This is a genomic window from Bradyrhizobium erythrophlei, from assembly GCF_042430365.1.
In the GTDB taxonomy this organism is placed as follows: domain Bacteria; phylum Pseudomonadota; class Alphaproteobacteria; order Rhizobiales; family Xanthobacteraceae; genus Bradyrhizobium; species Bradyrhizobium erythrophlei.
In genome coordinates this window covers 1-21,704 of record NZ_JBHMET010000274.1, presented here as the reverse complement: position 1 = coordinate 21,704, position 21,704 = coordinate 1, and the positions used below count along the sequence as shown (strand labels likewise).

Below are 21,704 nucleotides of genomic sequence, written 5' to 3'. Positions count from 1 at the left end.
GGTGTTAGGCTGCGCCGCGACACCAACGTCAGAGAGAAACGTCGATGAGCAAACAGACGACGGACAAGCGCGTGCGAGAGGCGTCTCGCAGGCATTTTCTTCGGGTAGGTGCTGCGTTGGCAGGAGGTTCTGCGGCAGCAGGTCTTGCTGGCACAAAGGCACTCGCCGAGCCCGATAGCAATCTCCCGCCCAACGTGCCCGAATGGATGAAGGTGCCCGGTGATCCCACCGGCGGCCAGCTCTACGGTGCACCCTCGGTCCATGAGAAGGGCGTCGTCAGGAACATCTCGAAGACGCTGCCGCAATATATTTCCGCCGCGAGCCGCACGCCGTTGCAGGAGCTCGATGGGATCATCACGCCGAACGGCCTGTTCTACGAGCGCCATCATGGCGGCGTGCCGACCATCGATCCGGCGCAACACCGGCTGATGCTGCACGGCATGGTCGATCGTCCCTTGGTGTTCACGATGGACGATATCAGGCGTTTCCCGTCGCAATCGCGGATCCATTTTATCGAATGCTCTGGTAATCCGGTCTACACAAAACCCTACGGCAAGACGGCGTCCGATCTCGTCGGGCTCGTAAGCTGCGCCGAGTGGACCGGGGTGCCACTGAAGACGGTGCTGAACGAGGCCGGCCTGCAGGCGGGCGCCAAATGGATCGTCGCCGAGGGGGCGGACGCGGCTGCGCTGACGCGCAGCATCCCGATCGAGAAATGTCTCGACGACGCCATGCTGGTCTACAGCCAGAACGGCGAGCGGCTGCGTCCGCAGCAAGGCTATCCGCTGCGGCTGCTGCTGCCCGGCTTCGAAGGCAATATGAACGTGAAATGGCTGCGCCGGCTCAAGGTCACGGCCGAGCCGGCCTATTCGCGCGAGGAGACCTCGAAATACACCGACCTGATGCCCGACGGCACGGCGCGCGAATTCTCCTTCTACATGGAGGCGAAGTCGATCATCACGCGTCCTTCCGGCGGGCAGAAGCTTGGCGCGCCCGGCTTCCATGAGATCACAGGGCTCGCCTGGAGCGGTCACGGCAAGATCAGGCGCGTCGAGGTGTCGGTCGATGACGGCAGGAGCTGGCAGGCCGCCGACCTGCAGGAGCCGGTGCTGACGCGCGCGCTCACGCGCTTCCGCTTCCCGTGGCAATGGGACGGCAAGCCCGCGGTGATCCAGAGCCGTGCCATCGATGAGACGGATTACGTGCAGCCGACGCTGGCCGAACTGCTGGCGGTGCGCGGGCCCAATCATTTCTACCACAACAGCGCGATCTGGCCCTGGCGCATCGATGGCAATGGCGAGGTGACCAATGGCCAGGCCTGAATGGAGGATCGCGCTCGTCGTCGGCGTGATCGTGGTCGCGGGCGTCGCGCGGGCGGAGGAGCGTTACGGCATCGGGCGGGCGGCGACGCCTGCGGAGATCGCCGGCTGGAACATCGATATCGGCCGCGACGGTTCGAACCTGCCGGCTGGCAGCGGCAGCGTCACCCGCGGCCGCGTCGTGTTCAGCGAACAATGCGCCTCCTGTCACGGCGCCGACGGGCAGGGCGGTCTCGGCGACCGCCTGGTCGGCGGACAGGGCACGCTGGCGACGGCAAAACCGGTCCGCACCGTCGGCAGCTACTGGCCCTACGCCTCGACGCTGTTCGACTACATCCGCCGCGCGATGCCGCAGAACGCGCCGCAGTCGCTGAGCAACGAGGATGTCTACGCGGTGTCCGCCTTTATCCTCAATCTCAACGGCGTCGTTCCCCCCGACGCGGTGCTCGATGCCAAGACGCTTGCCGCGGTCACGATGCCGAACCGCGACGGCTTCGTCACCGACCCGCGGCCCGACGTGCATAACCGCTGAAGGCGGCGCCGAGGACGGTTGTGCTAACCGCCGCGCCGCGGCGGGCCGAGAGGGCGCGACGGGCGAAGTCCATCGCGGGTTTCTCGATCCAGCGGTAGGTCAGCGCGGCAAAGGGCACGACCAGCACCACGGAAAGGACCAGCGCTGCCACGAGCGCCTGGCCGGGCGTGCCGAGCAGCAGCAGCTTGTCGTCATTGAACCAGACGACCAGATCGACATGGACCTTGCGGCCGAGATAGGACGCGGTCATCCGCATCAACTGGAACAGGAAGGTGTGGATCATGTAGATCGAGTACGACCACAGCCCGAGCTGCTGCAGCGGCGCCGAACGCAGCAGCGTCGAGATCACACCCTGGTCGAACGAGAACACATAGATCACGATCGCCGCGAGCAGCGGGAAGAGGTACTGCGACCCGCCCGGCGGCGTGGTGAGGACAAACGCCGCGACCAGGAGCACGCTCCATGTTTCCAGCATGTTCGGCGTCGCGAGCCGGCCGGCGGAATGCCGGCGCAGGTCGTAGACGAGGCAGCCTGCGAAGAAGCTGAACATCGCGCGCAGCATGCCCCAATCCTGCGAGACGAACAGCTGATGCGGCGACCGCACGAACAGCTCCATGCCGGCGGCGAGGCACAGCCCGAGGAAGATCGCGCGCCGCCGCTGCGGGAACAGCAGCACGACGGCGGCGAACAAGAGCGACACGTAGAACTCGACCGCGGCGCTCCACGCCGGCCCGTTCCAGGTCAGGCCCGGATGCAGGTGGAAGGACTGCAGGAACAGGACATTGGTGACGAGCTCCCACGGCGTGTGCCCCTCGCCGAACGGTACCGAGTCCAGCGACAGCGAGGCATCGGCGCGCAGGAAGTCGACCTTGATCACCTCGATGCCGATGAATGCCACCAGCATCACGATGTGCAGCGGCCACAATCGCGCAAAGCGCGCCACCGCAAAGCGGACGCCGTCGGCGCGATCGTTGAGGCGGTGGCCGTAGGCATGGCACAGCACGAAGCCGGACAGCGCGAAGAACATGTCGACGCAGAATTGCAGGTTTGTGAATGCCTGGGTCCCTTTCAGCGCATGGTAAACGGGGATGTGGAACAGTACCACGAGCAGGGCGCAGATCCCGCGCAATGCATCAAGTGCCTCAAATCGACCCGATCCGGGACTTGCCTGTCCTGTCATGGCACGCCTGAATGTCTGGTTGTGTCCAGGTGTTTCTCCGTGTCCCCGGCTCAGCAAGACCAGGGCCAGTCCGGCGCGGGGTCCGATGGCGGGGCATCCCGCGCGCGCCGTGCCGTTGTCGCCGAGGCTGCGGTTCATCGCGGCCTTGTGATTGTCCCAGGTCCCTATGCGCGGAATTTGCCGTCGCCGGATCAATCAATGGTCCAGTCGGGGACGGCGCCGCCGTCTTTGGACACGTTTTCATTGATCGAGAGGAGAGGTCGCATGACCGGGCTTCGGGTCGTTGCAGCTGCGGTGCTGCTGTCGGGAATGCTGTTCACACCTGTTTTTGCCCAGTTTTCCGAGCCGGCGGCGTTCGATTCGCAGAATCCCGGCCGCAGCGCGATCAATGGCGGCGCGTTGACGCCGTGGGGTGCGGAGCAGGCCGCGGCGGAGCGGCAGGGCGGTCCCGCCAATGCCTATGGCGCCGCGCCGGCGGGTGAGGCGTCGGCTTGCGCCCGCTACCATTCCTATGACCCGGCCTCCGGCACCTTCCTCGGCCGCGACGGCCGCCGACATCCCTGCCAGTAGACGGCACCGCTCATAGCGGGGGATAAGCGCCATCGCGCGCCGGCTTCCGCTGCGGCACCCGCGCGGCCCACGTCCGGGATGCGCTATAATCTCACGCGACCATCGGGCCCGGCCTGGGCCCATGGTGGAGGCTCGCGGACCTTGGCCAGCATCTGGGCACGGAAGTCGACGGCCGCCCTGCTGCAGGAGGCGGCGCACGCGGAGGGCGATGCGGAAGCGCCGCCGTTCAAGCGCTCGCTGTCGGCCCTGCAACTGGTCACGCTCGGCATCGGCGGAATTATCGGCGCCGGCATCTTCGTGCTGACCGGGCATGCGGCCGCTGCCAACGCCGGGCCTGCGGTGACGCTCTCCTTCATGCTCGGGGCCATCGCCTGCGCCTTTGCCGGCCTCTGCTACGCCGAGATGTCGTCGACCGTTCCGATTTGCGGCAGCGCCTACACCTATGCCTATGCGACGCTCGGCGAGCTGATCGCCTGGATCATAGGCTGGGACCTGATCCTCGAATATGCGGTGGGCGCGATCGCGGTCTCGGTCGGATGGTCCGGCTATTTCGTCAGCTTCGCGCGCGATTTCGGCCTCAACCTGCCGCAGCAATTCACCTCAGCGCCGCTTGCCTACGACGCCAGCAGCGGCGCATGGACGTCGACGGGCGCGATCGTCAACATCCCCGCAATGGCCGTCATTGTCGTCGTCACCGCGCTGCTCGTGATCGGTATCCGCGAGTCCGCGCGCTTTGCCGGCTTTGTCGTCGCGGTGAAGCTGATCGTGATCGCGCTGTTTCTCGCAAGCGCCGCATCCGCGGTGACGCTCGCCAACTGGGTCACGCCGAGCAATCCGCAGGGCGCGCTGATCCCGCCGAATGCCGGCGTCGGCGTCTATGGCTGGTCCGGCGTGCTGCGCGGCGCGGCAGTCGTGTTCTTCGCCTATATCGGCTTCGACGCGATCTCGACCGCGGCGCAGGAGGCGAAGGCACCGGAGCGCGACATGCCGGTCGGCATCCTCGGCTCGCTCGTCATCTGCGCAGCGCTCTATGTCGCGGTCGGCTTTGTGCTGACCGGCATCGTGCCGTACGACCGGCTGAACGTGCCGGATCCGATCGCGGTCGGCATCGACGCCGTCGGCATCGGCTGGCTCAGTCCGTTCATCAAGCTTGGCATCCTGTTCGGGCTGACCTCGGTGATCCTGGTCATGCTGCTGGCGCAGCCACGGATCTTTCGCGCCATGGCGCATGACGGCCTGCTGCCGGCCTTCGCCGCCAAAATCCACCCGCGCTTTCGTACACCCCATGTCTCGACTATCGTCACCGGCGTGATCGTCACGATGCTCGCCGGCCTGCTGCCGATCGGCCTGGTCGGCGAGCTCGTCTCAATCGGCACGCTGTTCGCGTTTGCCGTGGTCTCGATCGGCACGCTCGTGCTGCGCGTCAGCGATCCTGATTTGCCGCGCCCGTTCCGCGCGCCCGCGATCTGGCTGGTGGCGCCGGCCGCGGCCGCGACCTCGATTGTCCTGATGCTTGGCCTGCCGCAGGACACCTGGATCAGGCTCGCTGTGTGGCTCGTCATCGGGCTCGTGATCTACGCCGTCTACGGCAAACGCCACAGCCGGCTGCGGGCGGGGGGCGGGATGTAGGCCCGGGTCGCGCTTCGCTTGCTCGGGACGACGGGATAGCTCGGATTCAAATGTCAAACAGCTCTCCGTTGTCGTCACCCGCGAATGCGGGTGATCCAGTATTCCAGAGACGTCAGCGCTTGACTCGAGAGGTCGCGGCGTACCGGATGCCCCGCATGCGCGGGGCATGACAATTGGGGGATACGAGGCCGCAATCTCGCGGCGCGATGCGTCCGAGGTTTGCGTCACTTTCCACCCTCCTTGAAGCGCAGAGGGCGCAGGGAAAGCCGGGTGCCGATCGCACCCGCGGGTCCCGTGCAACAAAAAGCACGGGGGTAGGACCACAGGTGTAACCGGAAAACACGCCGGCTTTCCCTGCGCGATGGTTTTACGGCGTATTTCGTGCTCTCCCCGGCGAGACCGGGCTTGTTTGTCACCGTCTTCGCAGGACGTTTCGTGTCTTGCGAGGAGACACCTGCCACTGGGGCGTCAGGACCACACGACTTCGCCGTCCGCTCCGAGCTGCGTTCGTCTTGTGCAGCCATTGCGTCCACCGCATCTCACCACAACACCCGTGACGATCGCGACGCGCCCCTCAATCGGGTGAGACGGGCGAATTCATACACCGATTTTTGGTTCTGAGAAACAGAAATATTTTTCCGGCGAGGGCTTGCGCTGACGGGCAAATCAGTGGCGAGGGCACTTCATCGGGACCCGCATGGCTGAACGAACTTTAGGTTCGCATCACAAGGGAGGCTCGAGGAAGATGGCCAAGCGTACCGCAATCTGTGCCGGAATCGATATCGGCAAACGGAAGCTCGACGTGGCGCTCGTTCTCACCGTGCCGACAATGAACCCATAGCCCGCAAGCGCGCGTCTTGATAGAAACGTGGTTTGAGGGCAACCTGATCTGCGGTGCCCGACGTTCTCGAGGAGTTCCCATGCAAAGCCCAAGGACAAGCGTGCGGTGGATGGCCGCCGCGATCGCATCGATCTCTATCGCCACCGTTGCGCCGAGCTACGCCGCGTCCGTTACGCCGGTCGCCGCCGAAAACGGGATGGTGGTGGCCGCCCAGCATCTTGCCTCCAAGGTCGGCGTCGAGGTGCTGAAGCGGGGCGGCAACGCTGTCGATGCGGCAGTCGCGGTCGGCTATGCGCTTGCGGTGGTCTATCCGGCAGCCGGCAATCTCGGCGGCGGCGGATTCATGACCATCCAGCTCGCCGACGGCCGCAAGACCTTCCTGGATTTCCGCGAGACAGCGCCGAAGGGCGCCACGGCCAACATGTATCTCGACAAGGACGGCAAGGTCATCGAAGGCTTGTCCACCAAGGGGCATCTCGCCGTCGGCGTGCCAGGCACGGTGTCCGGCATGGAATACGCGCGCGAAAAGTACGGCACCATGAAGCGCGCGGACCTGATCGCGCCGGCGCTCCAATTCGCCGAGGAGGGCTTCGTGCTGGATCAGGGCGACGTCGACATGCTGCTGACGACGACCAAGGATTTTCAGGACGATCCGGCGTCCGCCGCCATCTTCCTCAATAATGGCAAGCCGTTCCAGGTCGGAGAGCGGTTGACGCAGCATGAGCTCGCCGAGACGCTCCGCGAGATCAGCAAGCGGGGCACCGACGGCTTCTACAAGGGCTGGGTCGGCACCGCCATCGTGGCGTCGAGCCAGGCCGGCAAGGGCCTGATCACGCAGGAGGACCTGGACAACTACAAGGTCCGCGAGCTCGCGCCCGTGGAATGCGATTATCGCGGCTATCACGTGGTGTCCGCGCCGCCTCCGAGCTCCGGCGGCGTCATCATCTGCGAAATCCTGAACATACTGGATGGCTATCCGCTCAAGGATCTCGGCTACCACTCCGCGCAGGCCGTGCACTACCAGATCGAAGCCATGCGCCATGCCTATGTCGACCGCAACAGCTACCTGGGCGACCCGGACTTCGTGAAGAATCCGCTCGACCGTCTGCTCGACAAGAACTACGCCGCGCAGCTCCGCGCCGTGATCGACCCGGCCAAGGCCGCCGTGTCCAAGGACCTCAAGCCGGGCGTCGCGCCGCACGAGGGCAGCAACACCACCCACTATTCGATCGCCGACAAGAACGGCAACGCGGTATCGGTGACCTACACCCTGAACGACTGGTTCGGCGCCAAGGTGACCGCGGCGAAAACCGGTGTTCTTCTCAACGACGAAATGGACGACTTCACCGCCAAGGTCGGTGTACCGAATCTCTATGGCCTGGTGCAGGGCGAGGCCAACTCGATCGTTCCCGGCAAGCGTCCGCTCTCCTCGATGAGCCCGACCATCGTCACCAAGGACGGCAAGCCGGTCATGGTGGTGGGCACGCCGGGCGGCAGCCGCATCATCACGTCGGTGCTGCTGACGATGATCAACGCCATCGACTACAACATGAACGCGCAGGAAGCCGTGGATATGCCGCGCTTTCACCAGCAATGGCTGCCGGACCTGACCAATCTGGAGGACTACGCGCTGTCGCCGGATACGCGAAAAATATTGGAAGGGATGGGCCACAAGTTCGGTCCACCGCACCCCGCCAATCACCTGGCGGTCATCATCGTCGGCGCGCCGTCGCTTGGCGGCAAGCCGGTTGGCAACAATCGCTTCTACGGGGCGAACGACCCGCGCCGCGGCAGTGGGCTGGCCGCGGGTTACTGATCGCGGGCCACGACGGGCCGCAGCTCGGGCAACGACTCGGGTATCGCCGACAGCAGCAGCGTGGCTCGGGCGCGGACTCATTAACGCGCAACCAGAGCCCGATTGACGCAAGCTGGACGGTGCTTTCGGGACAAAGCAGACATCAACCAGACGACAATCCCTGCTGAATCTGTCGAAAATGACCCCGAGCGGACATCTCGCGCCCCATAGTTGCTGTGTCGGGACGCTATGCGGTATTGCGGAACGTCCAACCGGTCGACCAGCACTTAAATCGGCTGATCTTATGTACGCTTCATGCGGCAGCTTCCTTCCAAGTCGGCGGCGGAGAATTGCGCAGATACCGCCGACCTGGTAGCTAGTCGCAGCTATTCTCTCGGTGCGGGAATGGCAACGTTGTCATCGCCAAAGGGAACTCCGGCGTTCTCTTCAAAGAACGTGGCGTCCTTCTTGAAAAGCTCGCTACCATCGTTTGGTTGGATACGAAGCTCAAAATCTTGATGCCGCATGAAATGGCCGGGAAAGTTGATCGATTCAAACGATCTGGCACTCGCGTTGGCAAGTCCCGGTCTAATGCAGAAGGTTGCATCGTTCCTGAACAAATCCTGATCTTCGAACTTGTTGAGCTTTAGCCTGAAATTTTGATGCCTTATGAAAAAGCCCGGAAAGTTTCGAGACTCAAACGAATGGCAACTGCCAGCGAGCCCCGATACTACTCTGAACGCAGAATCATTGATTGAAAGGGCGTTGGTGGCCGGTTCGACGAACATCAAAAAATTTCTGTGGCGAATGAAGCGATCGGGGAAATTCAAGGATTTAAAGGATTTCTCAGCCGCCCATGCATATTGCGGAATGAGCAGCGATGCTACGAGCAGCAGGCTCAAGAATGTGGGTTTGACCAACTTCGGATCCATGGGATTTGTCTCCTTGTTTGCCAATTGGAAACACAATCTAGCTTACCGCAAAACGAGTTATCGGTATGTGAAGCATCCCACACGTGCATTGCACGCTCGGTCGTGACCCCGTCCGAGTTTGGCCCATCGCGTCATTTGCTGCGCCAGCACAAAGGCGGTCGCTATCGGAGCGAAGCGGACATTGGTCGAAATTTATGAGTGCGCGTCCTAGGTCAGCAAAGCGCCGAGCTCACGGTCGAGAACCACGTTTCTTGTCGTGATCTTCTGCGCATCGAGATCGGCTTTCAGGCTGGCCTTGCTGATGGGGTCGGCGGTCGCCCGGATCACGAAAGCCTTGAGCTCGGCGACCGGATTGCCGATCCGTCCAGTCGGCGTTCCGGCCGCGATGGATTGCGCGGCCACGCGCGCCAATCGTGCGTTCAACTGGGGGTTGGCCCGGTCGGCCTCGAGCAGGGCGCTTGCGTCATACGCGACGAGAGCAGACCGCAGGTCCTCGAACTTTCCGGAGGCAAGCGCTGCGTCGAGCGTGTCGGTCAAAACCTTGGGATCGGAGCCGACAGGCGCTCCGGCGAGCATGCCAAGGGTCTGAACGAATGCCGACGTGAGATATAGACGCGTGATCAGATAGACGCCGAGGAAGGCCAGCGCGAAGAAATAAATGACGATGACGGGGATGATGGCGTCGTTGGCTGTTGCGCCGCCCTGGAGCAATCCCTTGCCAAGACCTCCGATCCAGGCCGCGAGGTCCTTGATCTGCACGAGCGTTGCACCAATCAGAAGGGTCGTCAGCCAATCCGAAATGCGTTCCAGGTTGGTGTTGGCGGCCATAATGGCATTTGATGCTGCGCCGGCGCCGCCCTGCGACGTCGCCGTCGCCACCGCGGCCCGGCCCGCAGGATCGAGCGTGCGCGGAATGCCGAAGACGAAGCCGAGAAGTGCCCCGGCTGACGCGGAGGCCGCAGCGACCAGAAGATCGGCGCCGAAGAACGCGGTGAAGCGGACTTCGGCGGCTGTTCGTGCCCCATCCGCCCAAAGGGCCATCGCGGCCAAACCCGCGATACCGAACGCAACGACGGTCCAGCCGATCCGGAAGCTGGACGCGAAGATCTTCCGCTCCTCGGACGTGTATCCGAGATCGGAGTCATCGCGCTTGCCTAGCATTCTCCCGAACCAACTCATCGCGGGCGCTCTCCAAAGCCGCAGTTGCTCTGACGCCGCGCATCAGGATACATGCACCACCACAGAGAGATCGATAAAAAAATACACGCAATGTGAGGTGCGCCATACTTGATGCGACGCTTGCACCTCTAAGCTGAGTATCGTGCGCAGCGATCCGTAAGGATGCTTGTCCTAGTCGATACGAACGAACGCCGCGTTTGACGCGTCGTCAGCTTTTCCCGTTCTAGCAACGTGGAATTTGTGCTACAACCATAAATGACAATTGGAATATAGTACATTTTTAAATTTATTTGGAGTGCGGACATGGCGACGAGCAAGACAGCTCAGCTGACCGACTTCACAATGGACATTCTCGGTCGCTACATGTGCAACGGCTTCGATGAAGCGATGCACAGCACCGACAAGAACGCCCAGCGGCTCGACGGCAGTCCGCAAAGCGACGCCAGGCCATTCAATGCGATCATCATCGGAGGCGGAAGCTTCGGCGGGGTCCTAGCGCAGCATCTGCTGTATGCGGACGAGACCAACAGCTATCGGATTCTGGTGCTGGAGGCCGGACGCAATTCGTTGCCCGAGCACTTTCAGAATCTGCCCTTGCAGTCGCAACCGATGGAGATGTGGGGGCTGCCTTGGGACTCCGACCCGAAAGACAAATTCCCGGGGCTGGCCTACGCGGTCGGTGGCCGCTCGCTGTTTTTCGGCGGGTGGTCGCCTCGGCTGCTCGACGAGGAGATGGACGGCAAGTGGCCTCCGAACGTCGTCGCCCAACTCAAGGCGCAGTATTTTGACGAAGCCGCGCGACAGATCGGGACCGACGTCACCAACGACTTCATGCATGGTGAATTGCATGCCGCGCTAAGGGCAACGCTCGCGGCCGGGATCATGAACGGGAAGGTCCGTCATGCCATTCCGCTGAACCAGCTGCCGCTGCATCTGAGCGGGGTCGGGCCGAATCCGCCTGATGAGCTCAAGCTTGAAGCCCCGCTCGCGGTGCAGGGAAGCGCGCCACGGCCGGGCTTCTTTCCGATGAACAAATTCAGCTCGGCGCCGCTGCTGATGGAGGCATCCCGTGTCGCGCAGACGCGATCGGGCGGCGACGACGTCAAGAAGCGGCTAATGATCGTGCCCGACGTCCACGTCACGCGCCTCGTGACCACGCAAAGGAACGGCACGACGGCGGTCACGGCCGTGCTCCTCATGCAGTTCGGAATGGAGCAGGCTGTGCCCGTGCCCGATGACGGCGTGGTGGTCATTGCCCTTGGCACGATCGAGAGTACGCGCCTTGCACTCACCTCGTTTCCGAATCTTCCCAATACGAATTTGATGGGACAGAACCTCATCGCCCATCTTCGCTCGAACCTGACGATCCGGATTCCGCGGAGCGCCTTGCCGGCCGGGTTGCCGCAGGCACTGGCTTCGTCGGCTCTCTTCGTCAAAGGCCGGTTTCAGCACGCGCCGAACGACTTCAGCTATTTCCATCTACAGATCACCGCATCGGGGTTGGACAAACCGACGACGGACTCTGAAGCCGAACTGTTCAAAAAGGTACCAGAGGTCGATCAGCTGGACGCCCTGCGCCAGACCAATGACGACAATGTCGTCATCACCATTCGCGGTATCGGGGAAATGAGCACGCTCAACCCGGCGAGCAACATCACGCTTTCGCAGCATCTCGACGAGTTCGGACTGCGCGCTTCCGTACAGATCAACCGGACGCAGCGCGATGAAGATCTCTGGAACGCGATGGATGAGGCTGCCGATGATGTGGCGAAAGTGTTTGCCAACGGCGTCCCCTACGAGGTGTTTGATCCGCCACAGGGCACACCCAAGCAAATCTTCACGCTGCCCCCGACTGATGCGGCCTCAACCAAATTGCCCTTCGGTAGCCGGCGCGATGCGATGGGCACAACCCATCATGAAGCCGGGCCGCTCTGGATGGGTACGCTCTCCGGCAACTCGGTGACGAACGAAGATTGCAGATTTCATCATGTCTCGAACGCATTTGTGGCCGGTCCCGCGACGTTTCCCGCCCTCGGTTCGCCAAACCCGATGCTGACCGGCACCGCGCTCGCGCGCCGTTTGGGCGACTTTCTCAAGCGACCGTTGCCGCAGCCCGATCCTGGTTTCCAGTTGCTGTTTGACGGCCGGTCGACGGCGAAATGGAAGATGTCGACCATCGCCAACCAGCCGGGCAGGGACGATCCTGGCCGATTTCATCTGATCGACGCCGGGCTGGAGTCCGCGCCGGGCACGGACCTTGGTTTGCTCTACACCAGGATCGATTTCGTCAATTACGTGCTCAGGCTGGAGTGGCTGGCTTCGCGAGACGACGATAACTCAGGCGTCTTCCTGCGGTTTCCGGATCCGGCGTCTCCGGACATCCACTACGACAACAGGGCCTTCATCGGTGTGGATTTCGGATTCGAGGTGCAGATCGATGCGCTTGGCCGGGGCAGCCCGCCGCCGGGCCAGAACGTCGACAAGAAATTCCGCACCACCGGCGCGATCTACAACATTGCCAATCAGACGCTTGACGAGACGGTCGTGGCCAATGGTGCCGGGCGGTGGAACAGCTTCGAGATTCTCGTCAGGGATAACCGTTTCACCGTCTTCCTGAATGGCAAACAGAAGACGGATTTCGTCAACCCGGACCCGACACGCGGCAAGGCCGATGCCGGATCGCGTTTCATTGGGTTGCAGACCCACACCGGGCGGGTGCTGTTTCGCAAGATCGAAATTCAGGGGTTGCCGTAGACCGTTGGGCGAACGCTGTCACGGCCTCGCGTTCAGGGGACATCAGGTTCACCGAAGCGAAGCACGGAGCGTTGGCAGTGCGTGTTCTTCACCTCACGACGGAATTTCCGCCCGTCATATATGGGGGACTGGGGACCGCGACGGGTGGGTTGGTCAAGGCGTTGGCGAAGAGCGGCGTCGAAACCGCGGTTCTCCTGTTCGGGCCGACCTCGGGATCCAGTTACGGTCAATTCAGGCCGCTCGCATCCGCGGTTGCGAGGAAGCGAAGACGGCGCGCCTATGGAGTGACGATATTCGAGGTTTCGTGGTTTCTTGATCCGGCAACGATTGCAGCCATTGCCGCGAAGTGGCGCCCCGACATCCTTCATCTCCATTCATTCTGGATATGGCCGATTGCCGAGCACCTGCGCCGGGTTCTGGGTGTTCCGCTGGTCTACACAGTGCATTCCCTGGATCGCGCCGAATACGAAATCGGCGCGGGACCACCGCAATGCATCGGCCAATGGGATGTTCAGCAGGCTGTGATCTATGGCGCCGATCGCGTGGTCAGCCTCACAAACAGCGAGCGCGACCTTCTCGAGGAATATTGTCCCGGTGTCGACCAGAGGATCCGGGTCGTCGGCAATGGCATCGAGGATGTCGAGCCGGTTCGGAGAGCAAAGCGCGGCGACCGCGACGCGCCGGTGGTTCTGTTCTCAGGACGTTTTGTGGATCGAAAGGGAATCTGGGAGCTGATCAAGGCGATCGAAATCGTCCTGAACGAGGCGCCTCAGGTAAAATTTGTGCTCGCTGGCGGACACCGTGGGTGTCCCGGTTCGCAGATGGAGGCGTGGCTGCTTCCGGAACGTCTCCACCGTTTCCGCCCCAATATCCAATTCACCGGCTGGCTCACGCCTGGTCAGCTGAACGCGTGGTATCGTGCCGCCGATATACTGGTGGTGCCGAGCTGGTACGAGCCGTTCGGCATGGTCGTGCTGGAGGGCATGATCAATGGGTTGGCGGTGGCCGCTTCAGCGATCGGAGGTCCGGCCGAAATCCTCGACCACGGAAAAACGGGGCTTCTCTTTCCTGCGCGTGACGCAGATGCGCTTGCGTTGGCAATCCTCGAATTGTCGCGGGATCGCAATTTGCGGGTTCGTTTGGCCGCGGCGGGCGCTGCCGCCGTCCGCGAAGCATGGTTATGGCCCAAAGTCGTCGAGAAAATGCTTTTGGTTTATGACGACGCCATTTCGAACCAGGCCGGGCATCGCGTGGCGCCGGCTACGGCCTGGTGCAGGGAGAGGCCAACTCAATCGTCCTGGGCAAGCGTCCGCTCTCCTCGATGAGTCCGACCATCGTCACCAAGGGCGGCAAGCCAGTCATGGTGGTGGGCACGCCGGGCGGCAGCCGCATCATCACGTCGGTGCTGCTGACGATGATCAACGCCATCGACTACAACATGAACGCGCAGGAAGCCGTGGATATGCCGCGCTTTCACCAGCAATGGCTGCCGGACCTGACCAATCTGGAGGACTACGCGCTGTCGCCGGATACGCGAAAAATATTGGAAGGGATGGGCCACAAGTTCGGTCCACCGCACCCCGCCAATCACCTGGCGGTCATCATCGTCGGCGCGCCGTCGCTTGGCGGCAAGCCGGTTGGCAACAATCGCTTCTACGGGGCGAACGACCCGCGCCGCGGCAGTGGGCTGGCCGCGGGCTACTGAGCGAGTCATCCAGCAAGTAGCCGCGTCGCATGCGTCGCACATGGATCGCCCGGCGGTCGGGCGCGGCGCCCGAACGGGACGCTCGGCCGCCGGTCAGAACTTCATCGTCATGCCCGCATAGATTGTCTGCTCGGTGCAGCTCTTGTTGCTCGTGCCGTCGGCAAAGAAGCAGACACTGTTAGTGGGGTTGCCGCCGTCGAACCCGAACTTGTTCTGCCAGTAGCGGTACGCCACGAAGGCCTCGACGAAGTGCGCGTATTTTTCTCCCCACAGCGCCTTGCTGGCGTCAAAGCTCAGGCGGATCGGTTCAGCGTTGATTTCCGTCCTGGTGTTCCAGCTTGGCGGAAGGCTGTAGGGGCCATAGGCACCGTTGCCCTTGGGCCCGTAGATGCCGACGTGTCCGCTGATGGAGAAGTAGCGCAGGCTCTCGGGCAGGAAATCAAGCTCGCTGCCGTAGTCGACCTCCAGCGCCCAGGTCGGATTGTAGTGCAGGTTGCCGTCGATCGTCCCAGTATAGCCGGCGGGCATGACGCCGACATAAGGCGGCCTGCCGTATATTCCGACGCCAAGGGGGCTGTTGCCGGCATTGTTCGGATACGCATAAACCGAGTGATTCCATTCCTGATAGTAGAGCGGGGCGACGGTCAGGTAGCTCTTGAACGGCAAATCGAACGCGAACTGCAGGCCGGCGACGATGGCCTCCTTGGCCGGGGCCGAGTAACTCAGCGTCGTTCGTCCGTCGCCGCCGATTTCAAACGAGACGTTTCGCAGCGGCCCGGCTCTGAAGGCCGTGGTGTTGAAGACTTCGTTGAGTCCGATGGTGCTGCGCAGCGCGGCGTTGATCTCCATCGTGCCGGAGCAGGGCGCGCTGACGCCAAATGCCGGATGGCTGTAGACCGCGGAACAGGGCGAGGCCGGATCCCGATGATCGGACTTCAACAACTCGGCATAGAAGCGGTTCGTGCCGTAGGCCCAGCTATCGGTGTGGGTGAAGGCGTAGACCTGCTTTTCGGTCTTCGCAGTCTCACCGGGAGAGGTCGCGCTTGGCAGCACGCCATACGTAAACCTGTTGTCGACACTCGTGAAGAACGGCGTGCCGAAGGGCGACAGGGCCGGTGTCCCCGGCACGGCCGCGCCGAGTTTCGCGGTCACACCGTAGTAGATACCGTTGCTGGAGCAGCTGCCGTTGTAGGCATTCTTGGTCACGCAGGACGTGTCATAGGCCTCGGCATAGCCGCTGATGTTTCTGTCGTATCGCCACGCCGCCCAGACGTCCACGAGGTGCGCATAGCTCGGTCCCCAGAACAGTTTGCCCGCGTCGAGCGTCAAGCGGACCGGTTCGAGGGCGTAGGCGGTGGTTCGGTTGCTGAGCGGGCTTCTGGGATAGGGGCCGTAGCCGCCGTTTCCGTCCGGACCACGGATCGATGCGCGGCCGCTGATCGAGAAATATTGCAGGTTCTCGGGCAGGAAACCGAGATCCATATAGTAATTGAAATCGAGCCCCCACGTCGGAGAGAAGTGCATCACGCCATCGGGAAGGCCGGGATAGGGAGGTGGCATGGAAAGAGCGCCGCCGAAGCTCGCGGGATGTAGCTGCGCACCGTGCTGCATCCTCTGGAAGTACATCGGACTGATGTTGAAATAGCCCTTGTACGGCAAGCTGAAGGCGAACTGCAAACCGGCAAGGACATCGTAGTTGCTGGACGCGGTGAAGATGTTCGCGACCGAAGCGTCTCCCCCGACGAGGAACGAGATATTGGTCAGCGGGCCGGCTGAAAATAGATGGGTATCGAACAGTTCGTTCCACCCGAATGTGCTGCGGATCGACGCTAGCTCCGCCACTCCGCCGGCGCATTGTCCGGTCGGAGCGAGCACCGCCCCGAGGCACGGCGCGGTGGGCGCCCGGTGGTCGTATTTCGACATCAACAGCGAGAAGCTGTTGGTGCCGTAAGCCCAGGCGTCGAAATGAGTGAAGGCCAGCGTCGAACTCTGGGCGTTCGCGGCGTAACCGGGAACACCTCCCGAAAACTGCGAGAAGGTGATGCGGTTGTCGTTGATCAGGAAGAACGGCTTGTCGGGGGGCGCCGCTTTCTTCAAGGCTTTCTTCGGTGCATTGCGAATGTTGTCGGCCGCTTGATCCGCTGCCTGCGCCGCGGCAAGCATGCACAACAGCCCGGCGATTGCGCCAGGAAACACCCTCGTCCTTATCATCACGCCCCCCAATGTTGTCGTTGACCGGTCTCTCCGTCCGGGTCGTCAAATGCGCCAGAGCGTTTTCGAGCGAAGTGGGTACCGGTTCGCGTGAAGAAAACGCGTGAAAACAAGAATCTCGAGCTTCGGTTCTGATTCCATCAGAACCGAAAATGCTAGGTCCGAACCTCCTGGATCGCAGGCAGCCGCCACCGGCCTTCCAGCATTTCGTTGCGCGGAAGGTAGCAGCGCATGATCAGGCTGAACGGACCGCTTTTCGGCGCGGGTAGCCAGTTCGCAGTTCGATCGCCGCCCGGATCGGTGCGGCCGATCCAGAGTGTGATCGAGCCGTCCGCGTTGTGCCGGAGGCCCTTCGTGCGATCGCCGATGGCGTAGCGCCGCAGCGGATTCTCGGCGAGGAACAACTGGTTGTCGTCGGCCGCCTCGTACATCGTCAGTGACCAGAAGCCGCTCAACGGCAGCCTCGCCGGCAGATGAAGCTGGTAGTCGGCCGCGCCGTCGAAGAACCCGTTCTCCAGATTTCCCGCGGCCCGCATATACATGGCTTCGGCCACCGGCAGCGCGCCGATGCCCCACAAGGCCACGGCGGCGCGATAGCGATAGTCCTGGTCGAAATTGCCCAGACACGCGCGCGGATAGCTCCAGCCGTCGATGAATATCGGCCGTCTTCCGTTGGACAGCAGTGCCGCTCGCGCCCTGGCGAGGCCATCGGCAACGGCTTCGGCCTCCGCCGCCGTCGGCGCCGTCAAGCCAACGACGGCCGCGATTCGACGCAGCACCGCGACGTCCGTTGCCGGAGGCGGATCCGACGCCATCAAGCTGCGCACGCTGGCGAAGAATTCCGGCGCGGCCGCATTGCGCTCCGCGTGCTCGTCGAGCGCGCCTCCGGGCGCACCTTCAAGTCTGAAGCCGTCTTGAACCCGGTGGGTGGCATCAAGATCGGCAGGGCCATCGACCAGCGTTCTGATGAGGAGCCATGCATGCGGCGTGGCCATGCGCACCACGTCGGCGCCGGAGCTGGTCTGGCCCGGCCCGGCGATCGTGAACGTGCCTCCCGCGTTTCCAATCGTGCGGGTGCCGAGGACCGCGTTGTTGTTGGTGTACATGTCCATGAGCGCGGCGGAGAAATAGCGGTCGCCCGTCGCAGGAATCGTCAGGCGCGCAGCCCCCTTGGTCAGATCGAGCCATGCAATCGAATACAGGGTGTCGTTGTTCGGCGTCGTCACCCAGCGGTGGGTGTGGTCGAGCAGGGCTCTTTGATGGGAAAGACTGTTCGGCTGCTTTGTGCGACGACGCAACGCCGCCATCTCGATCAACGGCAACGCGTAGACAAAGGCTTCCCCGGCGGCCTCGGCAAGGCTGATGTCCGGCGCGGCGGGCCGAGATGTCGATGCACCATTGGATGTGGATCTCGGAGGCAACTTGCTGTGGCTCATGTCACTTACTCCAAACCGGGTATCGATGCGCACACGCCGTCGTGCCGTTGGCCGGGCTCAATCATGACAGTGCGACGGCAAGGCTCAGGGCGGGCTCGGGAACCGTCTGATAACGGCCAAGCGACAGGAACAACGCAATGGAAATGATCTGCAGGGCCGACAACAGCAGCAACGGCACAATCACGCTGTGGCTCAAGGTCGAAAGCCAGACGAACGCGACCGGGCCGATGGCGGCACCAACGCAGAAGGCAAACAGCAGCCAGCTGAAGACCTTGGAGACGGAGTGCGTGCCGAAGTAACGCCCGGCCAGGTAAGGCATGAGGTCAGCTTCACCGCCGATCGCAAAGCCCATGAGAATCGAGGCGAGGGCCATGGACGCAACCCCGCTCGCAGCTGCATTGGTCAGCATCGAAAGCGCCATGAGCAGCACGGTCAGGATGCCGACGATGCGCGCGTGCAGCCGGTCGAGCAGATATCCGACGACAATTCGCCCGAACAACGCGGCGACCGCGCCGATCGCCTGAATCCAGGCAACATCGGCAGCGGTGACGTCTCCGCGCCTGGTGAGGATGTACATGATGTTTGGCGCGATCGCGTAGAACGACATTCCGATCACGGCAAAGCACACCGCGAGCTTCCAGAAGATCGGGGAGCGGATGATCTGCGCGGCACCCAGGCCGATCTCTGGTGCCTGCGTCTCGATCATTTGCCGCCGGCCGCCGTCATCCGGCGCTGGGCTGCCGGCGGGCGGACTGTCCTTCACCAGCCACGCCACGAGCGGCAGGCAGACGACGACCTCGAATGCGGCAAATGCGAGCAGGGCCGTCGACCAGCCGTATCTTGTGATGATCCAATGGGCGGCCAACGGCACGACAAAGCTTCCACCGGCCTGTGCGCTCGCGGCCAGACCAAGGGCCAGACCGCGCTTCTGATCGAACCATCGGGAGATCGCCCTCGCATAGGACACGACATTCGTTCCCGCTCCGACAAAGCCGAACAATGCGGCCGCGAGATAGAACTGCGGCAACGAACTTCCGACCTGGCTCAGAATGGCGAGGGATATGGCGAACAGGGCGATGCTGGTGACCGCGAATCTGCGCGATCCCAAACGATCGAGCGGCCAGGCGCAAAACAGATAGGCGACCATCGTCGCTGACAGCACGATGGTCGCGGCCTGGGCCAACTCGGTCTGGTTCCAGCCGTAGTCACGAGCCATTGCGCTGGTCAGCAGCGCGAAGCCCGCCGTAAAGATCGGCGCTGCGCCGAAAGAAATGCCGACCCCCGAGCCGATCACGACTCTCCAGTTCGGGCTTATGACCTGACGCGCCATGCTGCCCCGCTTCAAGCGCAAACGTTGAAGGCTGAACGCTGGATCGACAGGTCGACGCGATGGATGCGATCGGAAACCACTGCCGGCGGGCCGATATGCGATGTTCGATTGCCGCTGAACGACACGTTGATCCTCCCGAAATATTTTTGCATATCTTTATGCAGTTATAATTTTGCCGTTTGGGCGATGTCAAGCCGCCGGCGACGTGTCGGGCGTTACCTCGCCAGTCGATGCACCGTGACCCAGGAATCGAGCAGGATGTCGCGACGCTGCGCAAACAGTCCACCCCAGACGCTGCGGTTCGGTTGAGCCTGGTGCGTCGGTTTGGGCTTCCAGTAACGGCTCTCGTCCCACGCGGCGAGGCTGGGATAGTGGACGATCATCAGCACCACCGCCTCCCCATTCGCGTTTGCCTGGCGGTCGCGCCAGAAGCCTGCGATGCGCATCCCGGTGTCGGCTTCCGACGATCGCCACGCCGCGACGCTCAACTCCGTCAGGGCCTGGACCTGGCTCGGCGCGACGACGAACCAGCGGTGGGTGTAGATGCCGTCGGCGGAGCACGGCGCCTGTCCGCGCGCCAGCGTGTCGAACACGCGGCTGCGGACGTCGAGGATCTGCGCGTTCCTGTAAGAATGCGGCGCTGGCTCGCCAGTCCAGTTGGTCGCGACGGTAATGACGTTGCTCGAAACGCCGATCATCGGCAGGAAGATGCCGAGCACGTGGGCATTGGGAGGAGGGCCGTCGGCCTTGATCGCGTTGGCGATGTCCTCGCCGCGATTGCGTTCGACAGCGAGCTCGTCGAACCGCAGCACGCGATAGTTCATGTCTGGCAATGGCTGCTCCCTTGTCGTCCGGCTTCGGACATCGTTCGTCGTGCCGAGGGACGGGCGGCGGCTATCGTCACCGCCCGAAGGGCACGTCCGTCCGCCCGCATTATTATTACATAAATCTATGCAATAATAATGCGGGCGGCGTCAAGCGCCGGGAGGTCGTGAACAGGTGGGGGAGCGTTATGCCGTAGCGGGCCGTGGCCGACCGGGCGCGACGTCGCTTGCGTGAGGCTCACAAAAAATCGCGCTGAATGGCAGCCTGCGAATATTGTCTCTCGCCCGATTTTGCTAAGAGAGATCAAACCTTGAAGGATTACGGTTGCATGGTTTCACGCTCGCCACGCGCTGATTCCCCTGCCGAGCCCGTCGACGGCCGGCGACAGCGCGCCCAGATTACCCGAGGCAATATCATCGCCGCGTGTATCGCTCTTCAGAATGAAGGCACGTTGAGGCCCTCGTCGCAGCAGATCGCCGAACGCGCCGGCGTTTCGATGCGGACGTTCTTCCTGCATTTCCCGGAAAAGGGGCAGCTCACGCGCGCGGTGCTCGAGGAGTTGACGCCGGAGCCGATCGAGCCTCCGCCTTCGAAACCCATCTTGCAGGGCGCAATCGAGACCCGCATCACGCAGTTCATCGATATGCGAACCGAGACGCTCGAGAAAATGACGCCGCATCGTCGGGCCTCCAACGCGATGATCGAGACCTCGCCGCTGTTGCAAAAACATCGTCTCCGGGTGCGCAAGGGCTTTCGCGACGTGGTCGACCGGTGGTTTGCCGCTGAGCTCGACCAGCTGCCGGCGGAAGCGCGGCGGAAATGGCTCGTCGCGATCGCCACCCTTGTCGATTGGGAGATGTGGCAGTCGCTTCGCACCTATCCGGGCCGAAGCACTCCTGAAGCGAAGGATTGCCTCAGGCTGCTGTTGGTCGCGGCCTTGCGACAGGTGGAAACGGAGTGCCCGAGATAGACGTTGGAGGCCGTGGTCCTGCTAGCAGCCGCGGACGTGGCTTCGCCGAAGTGATTCGAGGCGGGGCCGGGCTCGTTTCAGGCGACGGCCGTCGACCTGCCGCCATCCTGTTGCGCGTCCGTGAGGAGCAGCCGCCTGCGAATCGCGTCTTCGATCAGCGCCAGGCTCTGCCTCGCTTCACGTGCCTCGGCTTCGGCGGCCTGGGCGCGAAATTCGATCGCCTCCAATTGCTCCTGCTGGGCTTCGATGCGCCTTCGCGCTTCGTCCAGAGCCCTGGCCGCGTCTCGCAGCTTGCGCTCGGTGGCGTTGATGATGTCGAGCTGGGCCTGCTCGGCGGCCTCGGCGCGGGCTTCGTTCGCACGAGCCCTGTCTTCGATGCTGCGGAACAAATCCGCGGCCTGACCGACCAGGTCGAGCGCTTCAGTGCCCATATTGGGGGCAGGGGAATCGCATGTGGGCGTCTGCAAGTAGTTGCCAAATCGGAAGAAAGGGATTC

General features: G+C 62.9%; 17 protein-coding genes. 9 read left to right on the top strand and 8 right to left on the bottom strand.

Features of this window, described 5'->3' with window-relative positions; all coding sequences use genetic code 11:
• Window positions 1–44 precede the first annotated feature (44 nt).
• A complete protein-coding gene (soxC, locus tag ACFFWD_RS42075; protein WP_376975294.1) occupies window positions 45–1,322 on the top strand; it encodes a sulfite dehydrogenase in 1,278 nt (425 codons plus the stop codon).
• Complete coding sequence (locus ACFFWD_RS42070; protein ID WP_376975293.1) at window positions 1,309–1,851, top strand: c-type cytochrome; 543 nt, start codon at window positions 1,309–1,311, stop codon at window positions 1,849–1,851. Before soxC ends, ACFFWD_RS42070 begins: the two co-directional genes overlap by 14 nt.
• Here ACFFWD_RS42070 and ACFFWD_RS42065 read toward each other — a convergent pair.
• Complete coding sequence (locus ACFFWD_RS42065) at window positions 1,817–3,031, bottom strand: acyltransferase family protein (RefSeq protein ID WP_376975292.1); 1,215 nt, start codon at window positions 3,029–3,031, stop codon at window positions 1,817–1,819. The genes ACFFWD_RS42070 and ACFFWD_RS42065 overlap by 35 nt on opposite strands.
• Before the next feature lie 264 nt (window positions 3,032–3,295).
• On the opposite strand from ACFFWD_RS42065, the gene ACFFWD_RS42060 reads away from it, so the two are divergent.
• The 3 genes from ACFFWD_RS42060 (at window position 3,296) to ggt (ending at window position 7,887) form a co-directional block, all read left to right on the top strand.
• A complete protein-coding gene (locus ACFFWD_RS42060) occupies window positions 3,296–3,601 on the top strand; it encodes a BA14K family protein (protein ID WP_376975291.1) in 306 nt (101 codons plus the stop codon).
• 141 nt (window positions 3,602–3,742) lie between these two features.
• The gene (locus ACFFWD_RS42055) at window positions 3,743–5,230 is read left to right on the top strand and encodes an amino acid permease (protein ID WP_376975290.1); all 1,488 of its coding nucleotides are present in this window, start codon (window positions 3,743–3,745) and stop codon (window positions 5,228–5,230) included.
• Window positions 5,231–6,150: 920 nt separating this feature from the next.
• Window positions 6,151–7,887: a gamma-glutamyltransferase gene (ggt, locus tag ACFFWD_RS42050; RefSeq protein ID WP_376975289.1), complete on the top strand. Its 1,737-nt coding sequence runs from the start codon at window positions 6,151–6,153 to the stop codon at window positions 7,885–7,887.
• A gap of 365 nt (window positions 7,888–8,252) precedes the next feature.
• Here ggt and ACFFWD_RS42045 read toward each other — a convergent pair whose 3' ends face one another.
• Both ACFFWD_RS42045 and ACFFWD_RS42040 read right to left on the bottom strand, forming a co-directional pair.
• The gene (locus ACFFWD_RS42045) at window positions 8,253–8,798 is read right to left on the bottom strand and encodes an AbfB domain-containing protein (RefSeq protein ID WP_376975288.1); all 546 of its coding nucleotides are present in this window, start codon (window positions 8,796–8,798) and stop codon (window positions 8,253–8,255) included.
• Window positions 8,799–9,005: 207 nt separating this feature from the next.
• The gene (locus tag ACFFWD_RS42040; RefSeq protein WP_376975286.1) at window positions 9,006–9,977 is read right to left on the bottom strand and encodes a hypothetical protein; all 972 of its coding nucleotides are present in this window, start codon (window positions 9,975–9,977) and stop codon (window positions 9,006–9,008) included.
• Window positions 9,978–10,280: 303 nt separating this feature from the next.
• On the opposite strand from ACFFWD_RS42040, the gene ACFFWD_RS42035 reads away from it, so the two are divergent.
• The 3 genes from ACFFWD_RS42035 to ACFFWD_RS42025 all read left to right on the top strand — a co-directional run bounded on the left by ACFFWD_RS42035 (window position 10,281) and on the right by ACFFWD_RS42025 (window position 14,436).
• Window positions 10,281–12,731, top strand: coding sequence for a 3-keto-alpha-glucoside-1,2-lyase-like domain-containing protein (locus ACFFWD_RS42035; RefSeq protein WP_376975285.1), 2,451 nt, complete (start codon window positions 10,281–10,283; stop codon window positions 12,729–12,731).
• Between the two features lie 77 nt (window positions 12,732–12,808).
• Window positions 12,809–14,056 carry a glycosyltransferase family 4 protein gene (locus ACFFWD_RS42030; RefSeq protein ID WP_376975284.1) on the top strand — a complete coding sequence of 416 codons (1,248 nt, stop codon included), beginning with the start codon at window positions 12,809–12,811 and terminating at the stop codon, window positions 14,054–14,056.
• Complete coding sequence (locus ACFFWD_RS42025) at window positions 14,002–14,436, top strand: gamma-glutamyltransferase (RefSeq protein WP_376975282.1); 435 nt, start codon at window positions 14,002–14,004, stop codon at window positions 14,434–14,436. Before ACFFWD_RS42030 ends, ACFFWD_RS42025 begins: the two co-directional genes overlap by 55 nt.
• A 93-nt stretch (window positions 14,437–14,529) precedes the next feature.
• On the opposite strand, the gene ACFFWD_RS42020 is transcribed toward ACFFWD_RS42025, so the two are convergent.
• From ACFFWD_RS42020 to ACFFWD_RS42005, 4 genes are all read right to left on the bottom strand, one after another.
• Window positions 14,530–16,647, bottom strand: coding sequence for a hypothetical protein (locus ACFFWD_RS42020; RefSeq protein WP_376975281.1), 2,118 nt, complete (start codon window positions 16,645–16,647; stop codon window positions 14,530–14,532).
• A gap of 155 nt (window positions 16,648–16,802) precedes the next feature.
• The gene (locus tag ACFFWD_RS42015) at window positions 16,803–18,116 is read right to left on the bottom strand and encodes a DUF1254 domain-containing protein (protein ID WP_376975280.1); all 1,314 of its coding nucleotides are present in this window, start codon (window positions 18,114–18,116) and stop codon (window positions 16,803–16,805) included.
• A gap of 28 nt (window positions 18,117–18,144) precedes the next feature.
• On the bottom strand, window positions 18,145–19,413 hold the full coding sequence (locus tag ACFFWD_RS42010; RefSeq protein WP_376975279.1) for an MFS transporter: 1,269 nt from the start codon (window positions 19,411–19,413) through the stop codon (window positions 18,145–18,147).
• 215 nt (window positions 19,414–19,628) lie between these two features.
• Complete coding sequence (locus ACFFWD_RS42005) at window positions 19,629–20,246, bottom strand: hypothetical protein (RefSeq protein ID WP_376975278.1); 618 nt, start codon at window positions 20,244–20,246, stop codon at window positions 19,629–19,631.
• A 248-nt stretch (window positions 20,247–20,494) separates the two neighbouring features.
• Here ACFFWD_RS42005 and ACFFWD_RS42000 point away from each other — a divergent pair, with 248 nt between their 5' ends.
• Entirely contained in the window at window positions 20,495–21,208 is a 714-nt protein-coding gene (locus ACFFWD_RS42000) for a TetR/AcrR family transcriptional regulator (protein ID WP_376975277.1), read from the top strand.
• Window positions 21,209–21,285: 77 nt separating this feature from the next.
• On the opposite strand, the gene ACFFWD_RS41995 is transcribed toward ACFFWD_RS42000, so the two are convergent.
• On the bottom strand, window positions 21,286–21,704 hold a 419-nt coding region (locus ACFFWD_RS41995), incomplete at its 5' end, for a hypothetical protein (protein WP_376975276.1).